This is a genomic window from Streptomyces sp. NPDC054783 (genome assembly GCF_053611725.1).
In genome coordinates this window covers 14,087-28,449 of record NZ_JBSHAY010000019.1, presented here as the reverse complement: position 1 = coordinate 28,449, position 14,363 = coordinate 14,087, and the positions used below count along the sequence as shown (strand labels likewise).

At 69.7% G+C, this 14,363-nt stretch carries 10 protein-coding genes; 7 read left to right on the top strand and 3 right to left on the bottom strand.

Translation table 11 applies throughout. The features are described from left to right. Window positions 1-264 precede the first annotated feature (264 nt). Both ACWGJ5_RS28745 and eccE read right to left on the bottom strand, forming a co-directional pair. Complete coding sequence (locus ACWGJ5_RS28745) at window positions 265-1,026, bottom strand: hypothetical protein (protein WP_453312559.1); 762 nt, start codon at window positions 1,024-1,026, stop codon at window positions 265-267. Window positions 1,027-1,040: 14 nt separating this feature from the next. Then, window positions 1,041-2,234, bottom strand: coding sequence for a type VII secretion protein EccE (gene eccE, locus ACWGJ5_RS28740; RefSeq protein ID WP_453312558.1), 1,194 nt, complete (start codon window positions 2,232-2,234; stop codon window positions 1,041-1,043). Between the two features lie 340 nt (window positions 2,235-2,574). Here eccE and eccB point away from each other — a divergent pair, with 340 nt between their 5' ends. From eccB to ACWGJ5_RS28705, 7 genes are all read left to right on the top strand, one after another. After that, entirely contained in the window at window positions 2,575-4,107 is a 1,533-nt protein-coding gene (eccB, locus tag ACWGJ5_RS28735) for a type VII secretion protein EccB (RefSeq protein ID WP_453312557.1), read from the top strand. A gap of 6 nt (window positions 4,108-4,113) precedes the next feature. Beyond that, window positions 4,114-5,388: a type VII secretion-associated serine protease mycosin gene (gene mycP, locus ACWGJ5_RS28730; protein ID WP_453312668.1), complete on the top strand. Its 1,275-nt coding sequence runs from the start codon at window positions 4,114-4,116 to the stop codon at window positions 5,386-5,388. A gap of 142 nt (window positions 5,389-5,530) precedes the next feature. Next, window positions 5,531-5,971, top strand: coding sequence for a hypothetical protein (locus tag ACWGJ5_RS28725; RefSeq protein ID WP_453312556.1), 441 nt, complete (start codon window positions 5,531-5,533; stop codon window positions 5,969-5,971). Then, entirely contained in the window at window positions 5,971-7,710 is a 1,740-nt protein-coding gene (locus tag ACWGJ5_RS28720) for a hypothetical protein (protein WP_453312555.1), read from the top strand. The genes ACWGJ5_RS28725 and ACWGJ5_RS28720 overlap by 1 nt, the downstream gene beginning before the upstream one ends. 87 nt (window positions 7,711-7,797) lie before the next feature. Beyond that, a complete protein-coding gene (locus ACWGJ5_RS28715) occupies window positions 7,798-8,952 on the top strand; it encodes a S8 family serine peptidase (protein WP_453312667.1) in 1,155 nt (384 codons plus the stop codon). A gap of 78 nt (window positions 8,953-9,030) precedes the next feature. Further along, window positions 9,031-9,369, top strand: a complete 339-nt coding sequence (locus ACWGJ5_RS28710; protein WP_453312554.1) for a WXG100 family type VII secretion target — start codon at window positions 9,031-9,033, stop codon at window positions 9,367-9,369. A gap of 24 nt (window positions 9,370-9,393) precedes the next feature. Continuing rightward, the gene (locus ACWGJ5_RS28705; RefSeq protein ID WP_228623110.1) at window positions 9,394-9,699 is read left to right on the top strand and encodes a WXG100 family type VII secretion target; all 306 of its coding nucleotides are present in this window, start codon (window positions 9,394-9,396) and stop codon (window positions 9,697-9,699) included. A gap of 446 nt (window positions 9,700-10,145) precedes the next feature. Here ACWGJ5_RS28705 and eccCa read toward each other — a convergent pair whose 3' ends face one another. Further along, on the bottom strand, window positions 10,146-14,111 hold the full coding sequence (gene eccCa / locus ACWGJ5_RS28700; RefSeq protein ID WP_453312553.1) for a type VII secretion protein EccCa: 3,966 nt from the start codon (window positions 14,109-14,111) through the stop codon (window positions 10,146-10,148). Window positions 14,112-14,363: the final 252 nt, after the last annotated feature.

The window sequence follows — 14,363 nt, the reverse complement described above, 5'->3', positions numbered from 1 at the left end:
GGGGCAGTCCGAGCCGACGGCCCTCCCCCTGGGACACCGATCGCCCGGTCACGGGTCGTGCCATCGCGCCCGCTCCCAGCCTAATCACCACGAGCCGTCCCCCGGCAGGCCCGCCCGCCTCCGAGCAGACATCCACCGGGTCACCGCGCACCCCGAACGACCCCGTCTGCCACGTTGATTGCCGGATGGATTGAGGAGGAATCGGCGGACAACGGACGAACAGGGGACCCGGACACCATGAACAAAACAGACAGGAAGGGTAGTTCAGTCCATTCGGCGAGGTGTGCCCAACAATCCGATCTCGGCGTCGGTGGGTTGGGTCATCACGTACTGCCGGTCACGATCCGTGCACCACAGGGTGACGCCGTCGGGCAGCGTCGGCAGCGTCTCCACCTCGGTACGCGTCAGTCCCATGGTGCGTCCGAGTTCGACGGCCTCGTCCGGCGAGACCCGCTGGATGCCGGCGAGCCGCGCCTGGCGCAGCAGCCGCGGAGCGACGGGGCTGAGGTACGGCAGCAGGGTCACCACCGATTGCCAGGGCCCGGACACGACGCGTCCGCGGGGCGGCCGCATACCGCAGTCCCGCACCACCAGCACGGGCGTACCGGCTGAGGCGCCCTGTGGCGGCACCCGGCCGACGTCGAACACGGACAGTCCGTTCTGTCCGCCGCCCATCGCGTGCACCATCTGCATCCAGGCCTGCGGCCGGCCGGTCTCCACCGCGACCCGGGCGCCGGTGGCGGCCGAGCGCAGCGCCAGTACCTGCGCGGTCCACAGGCCACCGATCAGCACGACGTCGTACGGAGTCGGCCGGTTGATGCCCAGTACGGCCGGCTGGCCCTCGGCGTCGACGCCGGCCACCACGCCGTCGTCCCCGATGGGCAGGGCGAGCGCGTCCAGTTGCTGTGCGGGCAGTCCGTGCCGCCCGTGCCGGGGCCCGATCAGGCCCAGTCCGTGCCGCAGCAGCTCGCCCACCCGGCGCGGACCGGACGCCGCCGGTGCGTCCGCGCCCGGCGTCGAGGACATCGTCGGAATCGTCGTCACCGCGCACCTCCGAGGGGCAGTGTGGCGAGCATGCCGGGCAGCTGTTCCCGGTCGAGGCGGGCCAGACCGGCCCCTGCCTGCCGGGCGGCGCCCTCCAGCGCGCGTCGCGCCGCCACGAGTTCGTCGTCGCTGCGCCCGGTCACCCGCAGATGCGCGGACAGGGTCACTTCCTGCCGTTCGCCGTGCGTAAGAGTGAGGCTGAACGTGGTCGCGAGGGCCGGTACCGCCGTGACCCGGGCGACGAAGTGCGGCAGTGACTCGCCCCGGCCGCCGCCCAGTTGGGGCCAGCGCCTGACCCAGTACGTCGTGTGCCGCCGGTTGTCGCAGCGCCAGCTGCGCCCGGACTCCTCCGTGCGCCGCTCACGGGTCTCGCTGCGCCCCGCCTCGGCGGTGACCAGCGGGTTGGCGCAGGCCGAGGTGGCGAGCGTGGCGACCAGCTCCTCCTCGTCGAGCACGCGCGCCCGGAACCCGGCGCCCGTCAGCCGGCTCGCGAGATGGTCCGCCGCCCGTACGACACATTTCTGCGCCCCGAGCAGCCCGCCCCCGCGCGCGGCCACGGCCTCCGCGCACGCCTCGGGGTCGAGCTTCAGCGCGATCCAGGTGATGCGCACCGCCGGGGCGCCCGTCTGTTCCTGCAGCGGAAGGTAGTTGGATACGGCGACGGACTGCTGGGGCAGGTGCAGCGCGGGCGCCGGCTGGGTGTGCAGCACGATCTGGGCCGACTCCAGGCGGATGCCGTCCACTTCCAGCGCATCGCGCACGAGGGCGACCGGCAGCGGCTGCCGACTCCGCTCGGCCCGCAGCGCGGTCGCGTCGGCCTCGACCTGGAGCACGGCCGTGACGAAGGTGCCGTCCCCGACGATGCCGACCGGGCGCCGGTCACGCGGGCCGTGGGAGTACGTACGCAGGGCGGGCTCGCACTCGAGTGCGGGCACCAGCGCCGGTTCGGTGCCCGGCGGTATCGACGTACTCGCTGCCCGCCGCTGGCGCGCCTTCAGCGCCCGTGCCGTGGCCAGCCATTCGGGCAGCGACCGCCCCCGGCGCCGGACGAACGCCAGCACGATCAACAACAGCGCGACGACCGCGGCGGGCACCAGGGCCATGGGGCCGATGACCCAGCCGACGACGACCGTCGCCACGGCGAGTTCCGGCAGTACAAGCCGTTGCAGGCGGAATGTACCGGACTGCATCGGACGGACAGCCGAACGTGCCGCGTCCGGGACCTGCCCTTCCCGGCGCGGCCTCGGCAGCTGTCCCGCCGGTTCCGGACCGGCCGCCGCAGGGCCGGGTGTCCGCTCCTGCCGGCGAGTTCGGGACCGCGTCCCCGAAGCCCTCAATTCGTCCCCCCGTTTTCCTCACAGTTCGTTGGAATTCCGCCCCCGAGTACGGCCTTTGAGAGCCCGGGTACCCTACCCGCTCCACGGAGCCGATCAGATACCAGGCATAGTAGGGGGTCGGTCCGACAACGGAGGAACGGAGACGGTGGTCTCCGGCCGTCATCCGGGCGGCACACGGGGAGAAACAGGGCAGATGGCATCTCGGCGGGATCAACTCAACGCCTACACCTTTGCGAAGCAGCGCATGCTTGCGGCGTTCGTCCAGCCTTCCTCGGACGGCTCGGAGGAAGGAGCTCCCAAGCCCCTGCGGGCGATCGTGCCCAGCACCATCGTCGGAGTGGTCGTCATGGCCGCGTTCGGCGCCTGGGGCATGTTCCGGCCGACCGCACCACAGGGGTGGGACACTCCAGGCGAAAAGGTGATCATCGCCAGCAAGTCCACCACGCGATACGTCGTCCTCACCACGAACGGCAAGACCGAGCTGCACCCGGTGCTCAACATGGCGTCGGCGAAACTCCTCCTTGCCGACGGCAAGGGCGAAGTGGTCACCGTCGACGAGTCGATCCTGGACAACGGCAAGATCCCGCACGGCGTCACCATCGGCATCCCGTACGCCCCCGACCGCCTGCCCTCCAGCGAGGGGGCGGGTGCCAAGAAGCGCTGGGCCGTCTGCGAGCGCCCGAGCGCGGGCGGCACAGCCATCCAGAAGGCGGCGTTCGTCCTCGCCGCCCGGGACATGAGCAAGACCGAAGGGAGCCGCGAGAAGCTCAGCGGCGGCGAACTTCTGTACGTGGCCGACCCGAACGGGAAGCGCTCCATCGTGGACGCCCAAGGCACCGCGTACGAGGTCGACAAGAACGACGAGTTGCTGCTGCGTACCCTGGTGGGCGCGGGCCGGCAGCCCGAGCGGGTGTCGCGGGAATGGCTCGCAACCCTTCACACGGGTGATCCGGTCGAGTTCCCGAAGGTCGAGGGAAACGTGAGCGCGCCCGCCGGTGTCCAGGGCGGCCTGCCGGACGAGGCGAACCGGGTCGGCATGGTTCTCCGGGCTCCCAACGGCGACCACGAGCAGTACTACGTCGTCGAGCAGGGAAAGGTCCTGCCCGTCTCGGACTTCACCGCGAAGCTGCTCCTCAACAGCAAGGACCTGGTCGGCCTCGGCCAGGCCGGAAAGGCCCTCGACGTCAGTGCGGGGGCGTTCGAGCCCGGCACGACCGCCTTCGCGGCCGACCACAAGTGGCCGAGCCTCACCCCCGAGGTCGTCAACGACCCGGGCCTCTCAGGTGGCAGCCGCAACACCATCTGCAACGTCCTGCGCGACGTCGACAAGGACGACGGTACGCGGACCACCCTGAGCACCTGGGCGGGCACGGACTTCCCCGCCGCGCTCCCCACCGGGTCGTCGAGTGCGTACGTGACCCCCGGCTCGGGCCAGCTCTACCGCCAGTACCAGGGCACGAACACCAAGGTCGGCGGGCTGTTCCTCGTCACCGACACCGGCCTGCGCTACGCGATGCAGTCCAACGCCGACAGCGACACGGACGGCACCGAGTTCGGCATGACGGCGAAGCAACGCAAGGAGCTGCGGCAGGAGGCCCAACTCGCCCAGATCCGCCTCGGATACTCCGATGTGGACCCCGCTCCCGTACCGGCGGCCTGGTCCCTGTTCCTGCCGACGGGACCGCGTCTGTCGACCACGGCGGCGAGCCAGCCGCAGGGTTCGTAGGAGGGCCTGGTGTCGTACGCTCAGTCGTCCTCGCGCCTGCTCCGTACCGCCGCGACCGCGGCCGCCGCGCTGTGCACCGCCGGCGTCGCACTCGCGCCGCCCGCCGCTGCCGACTCCTTCAGCGACCAGTGCACCTTCCCGAACAAGAAATACCCCGGCACACCCTGGGCCCTTCAGCGCGTCAACCTCGACGAACTGTGGAGCCAGTCCAAGGGCAAAGGAGTGAGGGTGGCCGTCATCGACACGGGTGTCGACACGGCCAACCCGCAGCTCAGCCGCGCGGTTGACGGGGCCCTGGGAACGAACCTCCTGCCCCCCAAGGACAGCAAGGGCAAGCCGGTCGACGGCGCCAAGTCCAAGCCCACGACCGACACGGTGGGCCACGGCACGCGCGTGGCCGGCATCATCGCCGCCCGCCCCATGAAGAGCACCGGCTTCGTCGGCCTCGCCCCCGAGGCCACCATCGTCCCGATCAAGCAGAACGACGCCGAGGGCCACGGCACGTCCAAGTCCCTCGCCCAGGCGATCCAGCACGCGATCCAGGTCAAGGCACAGGTCATCAACATCTCCCAGGACACCACGAACGCCGTGGCACCGGGCGACGACCTGCACAACGCGATCAACGAGGCCCTGGACCACAAGATCGTCGTGGTCGCCTCGGCAGGCAACGACGGCCTCGACGGCAACGTCAAGCCCACCTACCCCGCTTCCTACCCCGGTGTCCTGGCGGTCGCCGCGTCGGACCGCAACAACGAGCGCGCGCCCTTCTCCCAGTCCGGCGACTTCGTGGGCGTTGCCGCCCCCGGCGTCGACATGATCTCGACGGTCCCCAAGGGCGGCCACTGTTCCGACAACGGCACGAGCTTCTCCGCGCCGTACGTGGCCGGCGTGGCCGCCCTCATCAAGGCCAAGCACCCCGACTGGACACCCCGCGAGATCGTGGCCCAGATCGAACAGACGGCAGAACGCTCCGTCGCCGGCCACGACCGCCTGGTCGGCTGGGGTGTCGTCGACCCCGTCCGCGCCCTGACGGAGGACGACCGTCCCCTCGAGCGGCCCGAGCCGCACGAGGGCCTCAGCCGGGCCGAGGCTCCGACCCCGGCCCGACTGGAACTCGGTGAGACGGCGGACGAACGCAACGCCCGTCTGGCGACGTATGTCTCCGTGGGCGCGGCCGTACTGGTGGCCGCCCTCGGCGGGGCGGCGGTGGCGATCCGCGACGCGCGCAGGAAGGCGGGGACCGGCGGGCTGGGCGAGGCCGCAGCCGTGAAAGATGCGTGAAGAACCGCTTGGCAGTAGCAGAGTTGTCACACAAGTCGGTTGGGGGTGTCAGATCCGTTGACTAGAGTGACTGCATTGCGAAAACGAATGCTCGAGGCGTGCGCTTGCCGCGGGCAGGGGACAGAAACGGGGGAGGCGCAACGTGCTGCCTGACGGGGGCGGAAGCGACCTGAGGCGCGGTCTGGAGGCGCTGAAGACCTTCAAATCGCGTGTGGACACCCTTCTCGACAAGTTCGAGCGTTCGCCGGGCAATCCGAAGAAGGTGGCGATGCACACGCTCTCCCCTGCCTCGTTCTGCGGCAAGGGCGAGTTCGCCGAGGCCACTGACCTCCACAGCCAGTACCACACCGTTCACGAGCGCATCATGTCGCTCTCCGAGACGCTGAAGCTGCAGATCGAGGCCATGCAGATCGCCGTGCACGGCGCGGACATCGGTTACGACAAGCTGGAGGACGATCTCCGGCGTCGCTTCCACGAGATCCGGACCCAGATCAACGAACAGATCGACGAACAGCAGGCCGGGGCGCAGACGAGCACCCAGCAGAAGCGTACCGACCAGAACCAGTCCAACGCGGGGTACTGATGGGCGACCACCACATCCAGCCGGATCGCTACCAACTGGAACGCGAGCTGGCCCAGGCGGAGATCCACGACGCGGACACACAATGCGTCCCCCAGCACGGGCGTACCAGTGCGGCCGCACAATGCGTCCCCCACAACGGGCGTACCAATTTCGAGAAGCACCAGCTGAACGACATGGTCGACATGGTGGAGTTCGCGAACCCGGAGCACCTGGAGGACGCGGGCAAGGCACTCTGGGACGCCCGGGACGCGATCAACGACGCTGCCGACGAACTGAGCGGTCACATCGGCCGGATCGACTGGCACGGTGAGGCGGCCACCGCGTTCCACACGTGGGCCTCCGGCCTCGTCACCAATGCGTACACCCTCGGGGTCTACGTGGAGGACATGGGCGGGCACATCACCGCGGCCTGCACCGGACTCGCCTCCGTACGCAAGGCCGTCATCCCGCTCCGTGACACCCGGTTGATCCCCAAGACCGTCGACGACTTCCCGACGGTTACGCAGGTCGCCGGCAACAAGGACTACCAGGCGGCCCTGAAGGTCGAGGGGCACCGCCAAGAGGCGATCAACCAGATGATCCGGTTGGCGTCGTACTACACGGTGACCGGGAACGCGTTGCGGGACGGGCAGGAGCCTACGTTCGGGAAGATGCCGGATATGGGGGTGCCGCAGGCCAGCGTCGTGCCCGTACACGAAGGCGGCGGGGATGAGACGGCTCCTTCGGGTGCTCCCGCGGTGGGCGGTGCAGAACGAGTGCGTCGTCACTCCGTCGCTGCTCCGGCTGGCCCCGAGGCGGGGCAGACTCCCGAACCGGTGAAGAAGCTGCATGACGTCGTCACAGCGCCGGATCGGCATGTGCACACCGTTTCGCCGCAGCCCGTGGGGACCGATATCGACAGCGTAAATACACTCCCGCCGGACACAGTGAAGCCGACAGCCCCTGTCACTCCGCCGACAGTACCTGGCCCCGGTGGAGGCGGCGGCGGACCGATTCCCCCAGTTCCCGTTGGCCCTATGCCCCCGACCATGCGGCTGCCCGTCGGGCCCGGCGGAACAGGCGGCCCACGCGGCCCGATGCCGACGACGCCGCGTCTGGCTCCTCGTGCCGGCGGATCGTCCCGAGTCGGCGGTGGCACAGGACGTGGCCCTGTCGGCCCCGTGGGACGGGCTGCCGTGCCCGGCGAGGTGGAACCGCGCGGGCCTGTGTCGCCGGTCGGCAGGGCACCCGTGGGCAAAGCGCCCTTGGGCGAGGCTCCTGTGGGCAGGGCCCCGATAGGCCGTAGTGTCGTCGGCGGAACCCCCAAAACCGTAGGCCTGCCCGCTGAGGGCGTGGGCGGTACGGGCCCGACCGGCGCAGCACGGACCGGTGGTGTCATCGGTGGAAGGCCGACCACGCCACCCGCGCAAGCCGTGAACGGCTCCAAGGCGCCGCGTGCCACGGTCGTCGGCGGCGAGACCGCTTCCCACAACCCGCGCGCCGCAGAGCGGCCCGGGCAGCGCGGGGTGATCAGCGCGCCCGAGCAGGAACGCGGCGGCGACGGACAGGCGTCGCGCAGGCCTGTGACGCCCACCGGTGGTGTGGTCGGGACGTCCAACGGCAACACGTCGGCGGCCAGGAACGGCGGACGAGTCTCCGGTGAGAGCGTCCCGGGCCGTGTTTCCGCGGGCAAGCGAGGTTCTGGACGGGACGGTGGCACGAAACCGTCCCGTCGGCAGCAGGCGCCGGAGACCGAGTAGAACCAGATGAAGCGAGGACGTACGAGAGGCATGTTGTCAGCGAGCAGGAGACGAGTGACCGCCGGATGCGCAGCACTCGGCGCACTGATGGCTCTGTCGGTGGGACTGGCCCCCGGCGCGGCAGCCGACGACGTCCAGTCGCAGCAGTGGTACCTGTCGGCCATGAAGGCGGACCAGATGTGGAAGGTGAGCACCGGCAAGGGGGTCAAGGTCGCCGTCATCGACTCGGGCGTCAATGCTTCGACTCCCTCCCTCAGGGGCCAGGTACTGGCTGACGAAGTGCAGAAATCCGTTGCGTATGGAGCCACGAAGGACTACAACGGCCACGGCACTACGATGGCGGAAATCATCGCTGGGACTGGCGCTGGAGGAGGACTGAAAGGCCTGGCTCCGGGCGCCAAAATCGTGCCCTATCGCGTTGCGCTTGAAGGGCTGTCCCTGGCTGAGGAGAACAAGGCTCCTCGAATCGGCGCGGTGATCAAGGCTGTTGCCAACAGCGACGCCAAAATCATCAACATGTCGTTCACAGCCAACATCAGCTATGACGACGAGGCTGCAGCCATCAAATACGCCGCTTCCAAGGGAAAGTTGTTGTTCGCTGGCGAAGGAAACGACGCAAAGACGACGAACAACGCTGGGTACCCGGTGTCGTATCCCTATGTTGTCGGCGTCTCAGCCTCCGACAAGACCGGCAAGGTGGGCAAGTTCTCGACCCACGGGCGCTACGTCGATCTCGCAGCCCCCGGTGTAGACGTACCCGAATGGTGTGACGCGACCTTCCGTTCTTATTGCGTCCACGGGAACGGAACGAGTATGGCCACCGCCGTAGCCTCCGCCTCCGCCGCCCTGATCTGGTCCGCCCACCCCGACTGGACCGCCGATCAGGTGCTCCGCTCGCTCATCGACACGGCCGGCCGGGACTGGCCCAAGGACGCGCCGAGCAACTACCTCGGCTACGGCCTGATCCGCCCCCGCATGGTGCTGCAGAACCCGAACTACAACCCAGGCCCTACGAACGTCGATCCGCTTGCCAAGGAGAACTCGGCCGGCAACAACGGGGCTTCACCCGCCACCTCCTCACCGCCCCCCAAGTCCTCCTCGGGCGGCCAGACTTCGGCGACCGGAGAAACGTCGAAGTCGTCCGGCGGTGCCCTGCCCTGGGTGGCCGTCGGCGCGGTCGCCGCGCTCGTGGTGATCGGCGGCGCAGCCTTCGCCGTCATCCGGTCACGACGACGTGCCTGACGGCTCACAGGAAGGGCGCTACCACCCGGTGACGCCCAGTCAAGACGAAGTACAGCTCTCATGAAGGGGAGTGCCGAAATGGCTGATGGCCGCAAGTTTCAAGACGATCACGCACAAAAGCTCCAGACGAACGTCATCGACCGGTACGAGTCCGTCAAGAAGCAGCTCGGCAGGCTCCAGGGCACGATCGACATGATCGAGGCCAACTGGACGGGCCACGGTGCCAACGCGTTCAAGGGGAAGCAGCACGAGATCAACCAGCACATGGCTGCCATCGGGCGCATGCTCGAGGACTTCCTCGAGGGCGTCCGCCTCAACAAGGGCGACAAGACCAAGCTCGAGGACGAACTCCACTCGACCATCTCGAAGATCGAAGTGGACGCCGGCGCGAACACCTCGGCGCTGAACCTGTACTGACGGGCCCGAAGGGAAGAGGAAGACATGACCGGCACACCGCACTACCAGGACCTGTCCGTCAAGTACGGCGCCCTGGACGCGCTCGCAACCGAGCTCGGCAACGTGGCCAAGCAGCTCGAGGAGGACCTCACCGCTCTGAAGAAGGGCGTTCTCGACGTGGCCGAAGGCTGGAGCGGTGAGGCGTACGACGCCTTCCAGCGCAAGTCGAGGAAGTGGGACGAGCACGCCACCGGCATCCACCAGGCGCTGCTCTCCATCACGCACCGCGTGCACGCCGCCGGCGGTGACTACCGCGGTGGCGACCTCAAGGGCGCCAGCTACTTCGAGTGAGGCACGCGCAGTAAGGACAGCGGGGGTGGGCACGCGCGGGAGGCGCCCACCCCCGTTTTGCACCTTGGCGACGCACACCAACCGAGGGCACACGGGGGGCGATTGTCCGTGACCGAGGCATCAGAAGCGCAGCATGCGGGCGTCAGCGGGGCTGCACACCCGGCCGGTATGCGGCTGAACCAGTTGCCGGCCGACCAGACAGGGGAGCTCGCCGCCATGTGGGGTGCTTCCGTGCCCGTTCTCTCTCGGTCAGGGCGCCGGCTGAACCTGTGGCGAGCCTCTCTGCGCAGTGATGGGCGGCCACCGGCGGTGGGCGGCCCTGGGGCGCCGGCCTTTGCCGGTCCCGTTCCATGGGGCAGCAGCGATGCGGCAGGGGCGGGAGCCGGACACACGCGTCCGGCTCCCGCCCCGTCAGCCGCTGCGGCCGCTGAGCGCCTGCACCTCACTCAGTAATCGCCGCTGACCAACCCCGTCTGCACCAGCATCTTGCCCCGCCTACGCGAGACGAAGACGCCCCGCCCCGCCGGCATGGGCCGCGGCCGCACCCCGCCGAGCAGGTCTCCTTCGCCCGGGTCGCCGGCCAGCACCACGCCTTGCGCGCCCAGCTCCGTCATCCGCTGCATGAACGGCTCGAAAGAGGCCCGCCCCGCCCCGGCCGTCGACCGCGCGATGATGAACCGCACGCCGACATCACGGGCGAACGGCAGCAGCTCGGCGAGACCGCCCAACGGGTTGCCGCTGGATGTCGACACCAGGTCGTAGTCATCCACGACCACGTACACCGTCGGACCGCGCCACCAGCTCCGCTCCCGCAGCTGCTGGGCCGTGACGTCGGCGGTGGGCGTGCGCCGCTTCATCAGGTCGGCGAGGGCCACCATGTGGTGGTCCATGGCGTTGGACATGGGGATGTACTCGGCGAGGTGCGAGGCAGGGGTGACGTCCAGCAGGGAGCGCCGGTTGTCGACCACGAAGAACTTCGCCTCGTCGCCCGAATAGCGCTGCGTCAGCTGTGTGATGAGCAGCCGCAGCAGGTTCGACTTGCCCGCCTCGCTCTCGCCGAAGACCAGGAAGAAGGGGTCCTGTTCGAAGTCGACGAAGACGGGTTCGAGGTTGTCCTCGTCGAGGGCGAAGGCGATGCCGTGCTGAGGGAGGCGGTCGCCCGGAGGCAGCTGCTCCGCGGGGAACTCCCGGGGGAGGAGCCGCACCTGCGGTGCCTCGGGCGCCTGCCAGTGCCGGGAGACCTCGGCCGCGAGGGCCGCCGTCGCGTCGGCCAGGTCCGTGTCGGACGTCAGGCCGTCTATTCTCGGCACCGCCGCCATGAAGTGCAGCTTCTGCGGCGACACACCGCGCCCCGGCACCCCTGCCGGAACGTTCGCCGCCACCTTGCGGTCGATCTCGGAGTCCATGGTGTCGCCGAGCCGCAGTTCGAGGCGGTTCATCACGTGGTCCTTGAGGTTTGCCCGGACCTCCATCGAGCGTGATGCCGTAAGGATCAGGTGGATGCCGTAGCCGAGGCCGCGTGACGCGATCTCGAGGATGGCCGGTTCCAGGTTCTCGTAGTCCGAACGGAAGTTGCCCCAGCCGTCGATCACCAGGAACACGTCGCCCCACGGCTGGTCGGTGACCGAGATGTCGCCGCGCGCCCGCCGGGCGCGGAAGTCCGCGATCGAGGCGATGCCCGACGACCGGAAGTACTCCTCTCGGCGCCGCAGTACGCCGTACACCTCCGACACCGTACGTCGTACCCGCTCCGGGTCCAGCCGGGAGGCGACACCGCCGACGTGCGGCAGGCCGGTCACCGACACCATGGAGCCGCCACCGAAGTCCAGGCCGTAGAACTGCACCTCGTACGGCGTGTGTGTCAGCGCGAAGGAGCAGATCAGCGACCTCAGCAGGGTGGACTTGCCGGACTGCGGGCCGCCGAGGATCTGCAGATGGCCCGCGGCCCCGGAGAAGTCGAGCCACAGGGGCTCACGGCGCTGTTCGTACGGCTTGTCGACCAGGCCCGCGGGGATGACGAGGCGTCCTGCGCCCTCGTAACCGGGCTGCGTGAGTCCCCGTTCCGGCACGGCCGTGAGCTTGGGCAGCAGCCCGTCCAGCGAAGGAGGGCTGTCCAGCGGCGGCAGCCACACCCGGTGCGCGGCGGGCCCCTGCGCCTCCAGCCGGCGCACGATCACGTCGAGCACCGTGTCCGCGAGGGCGTCGTCGACCTGTGACGTCGGCTCCGTCCGCTGCTGCGGGACCGGCGCGTACTGCACGGGCACCTCCGTGGCCGTGAACAGCACCGGGCGCCGGTCGACGGGCAGCGCCCCCCCGTCCGAGGCGGCCTGCCGGTTCCCGGAGCGGTACACGCCGGAGACGTACGCCGCCTTGAAGCGCACCATCTCGTCCGTGCCGAACTTCAGGAAGCCGGAGCCCGGGACGTTGGGGAGTTCATAGGCGTCGGGGACGCCGAGTGCCGCACGGGACTCGGCCGCGGAGAAGGTGCGCAGGCCGATCCGGTACGACAGGTACGTCTCCAGGCCGCGCAGGCGGCCCTCCTCCAGACGCTGCGAGGCCAGCAGCAGGTGCACGCCCAGCGATCGGCCGATACGGCCGATCTGCACGAACATCTCGATGAAGTCCGGCTTCGCGGTCAGCAGCTCGCTGAACTCGTCGATGACCAGGACGAGGGACGGGATCGGCTGGAGCGGGGCGCCGGCCGCGCGGGCCTTCTCGTAGTCATGGATGTTGGCGTAGTTGCCCGCGTCGCGCAGCATCTCCTGGCGGCGGTTCAGCTCGCCGCGGATCGAGTCGCCCATGCGGTCGACCAGGGTGAGGTCGTCGGCCAGGTTGGTGATGACCGCGGCCACGTGCGGCATCTGCGCCATGCCGGCGAACGTCGCACCGCCCTTGAAGTCGGCGAGGACGAAGTTCAGCGTCTCGGAGGAATGGGTCACCGCGAGCCCGAGCACGAGCGTGCGCAGCAGTTCCGACTTGCCGGAGCCGGTGGCTCCCACGCACAGGCCGTGCGGACCCATGCCCTCCTGCGCGGCCTCCTTGAGGTCCAGCATCACGGGACGGCCGTCCACGCCGACACCGATCGGCACCCGCAACCGCTCGGCCAGCCCACGCGGCCGCCAGGTGCGCTGGGGGTCGACGGACGCCGCGTCCCCGAGGTTCAGCAGGTCGGTGAACTCCAGGTTGGCGAGCAGGGGTTCGTCGTCGTCACCGCCGGAGGCGAGGCGCAGCGGGGCCAGCTGCCGGGCGAGAGCCTCGGCGGACTCGTAGGACAGGGCGTCCGGCGTGCCCTCGTAGACCTCACCGCCCGCCGACTCCAGACGCAGGGCGGTGGGTCGTACGACGACCGAGAGGTCGCCGCGTGCGGCGGTGGGTTCACCGGGCACCACCTCGATGACGGTGACGCCCTGCAGCCCTTCGAGGTTGGCCAGCACGGAGTCCGGCGGCAGGGAGACACCGTCGAGGACGACGACGATGTGGGGCTCGTCCAGGAGCGGCGCGGCACCCGGGTGGAATCGCGGCCGGCCGGAGAGGCGAGCGGCCAGCAGGCTCTCCAGATCGCGGGCGTCAGGGCTGATCAGCCGGCGGACACCCGCTCCGTCCACGACACCGGCCGCCTGAGCGTGCGGCAGCCACTTGGCCCACTCCCACTGCGGGAGCGTGTCGGGTCCGGCCGCCACGGCGAGGACCAGATCCTCCGGAGAGTGCAGCGCGGCCAGCGAGCCGGTCAGGGCACGGACACAGGAGCGCACGGATTCGGCGTCACCGCTGACCGTGACGTGGTAGAAGGCGCGCAGCGACACGGCCATCGGCAGGTCGGTCAGGGTGCCGTGGACGTCGAGGAAACGCTGCACGGCACCCGCCGTGAGCGGTTCCAGCCGGCCGGCCGGGCCGGTCTCGGGGGCGACGAGCGGCGTGGCCAGCTCCTGGGCCCCCAGTCCGATGCGCACCTGGGCGAAGTCCTCGTCGCCCGGCCTGCGTTCCCACGCCCGGCTGCCCTCGGCGACCAGTGCCCACAACTGTTCCGGTGAGGGGTGCAGGTAGTACTGCGCGTCGCGCTGTGCCTTCGCGGTGTCCACCGCCGCGCGTCGGGTCTGCGACAAGTAGCGCATGTAGTCGCGCCGCACGTCAGCGAGTTGCCCCTGGGAACCACGCCGGAAGCGGACCACCATTGCGATGGACATGGCGACCGTGGAGGCGATCATCACCATGCCCATGATCTTCATGAACGGCTGTCCGTTCGTGAAGAAGAAGACCACCGAGCCGCCCATGCCGAGCGTCGGCAGCAGCTGCATGAGGACGCTCTCCTGCGGCCCCCGGGGCAGTTCCGGGGGAGGCTGGAGAACGACCTCTTCTGTGGGCACTTCGGACGGCAGCGCCCGAGGCGGGCGCTTCACGACGATGTGACTCACTGCTCCCCAATTCCTTTGCCGGGCCCCAAGAATGAGGTCCGCCCCCCGTTGATGGACGGACGCAGGCCGCCGCGTGATCCTACTGACTCCACGAGTGACCGGTGCGCGGTAGGGTGCCGGGTGTTCGCTCGAGCACACGCGAACGCACCCCGCGAACCGGGGTATTCCGTGCGAGGCGTCACCGCACGCCGGCCCTGGCGGAGCCCGGTGGCGCCCTTCGCGTCACCCTCCGGCGGTCCCGGCCGGGGAAAG

Excerpts from the sequence above, each read along its gene's own strand:
- eccE (WP_453312558.1), bottom strand. The coding sequence starts at position 2,234 with ATGCAGTCCGGTACATTCCGCCTGCAACGGCTTGTACTGCCGGAACTC.
- ACWGJ5_RS28745 (WP_453312559.1), bottom strand. The coding sequence starts at position 1,026 with ATGTCCTCGACGCCGGGCGCGGACGCACCGGCGGCGTCCGGTCCGCGC.
- ACWGJ5_RS28720 (WP_453312555.1), top strand. The coding sequence starts at position 5,971 with ATGGGCGACCACCACATCCAGCCGGATCGCTACCAACTGGAACGCGAG.
- ACWGJ5_RS28710 (WP_453312554.1), top strand. The coding sequence starts at position 9,031 with ATGGCTGATGGCCGCAAGTTTCAAGACGATCACGCACAAAAGCTCCAG.
- eccB (WP_453312557.1), top strand. The coding sequence starts at position 2,575 with ATGGCATCTCGGCGGGATCAACTCAACGCCTACACCTTTGCGAAGCAG.
- ACWGJ5_RS28705 (WP_228623110.1), top strand. The coding sequence starts at position 9,394 with ATGACCGGCACACCGCACTACCAGGACCTGTCCGTCAAGTACGGCGCC.
- ACWGJ5_RS28715 (WP_453312667.1), top strand. The coding sequence starts at position 7,798 with ATGGCTCTGTCGGTGGGACTGGCCCCCGGCGCGGCAGCCGACGACGTC.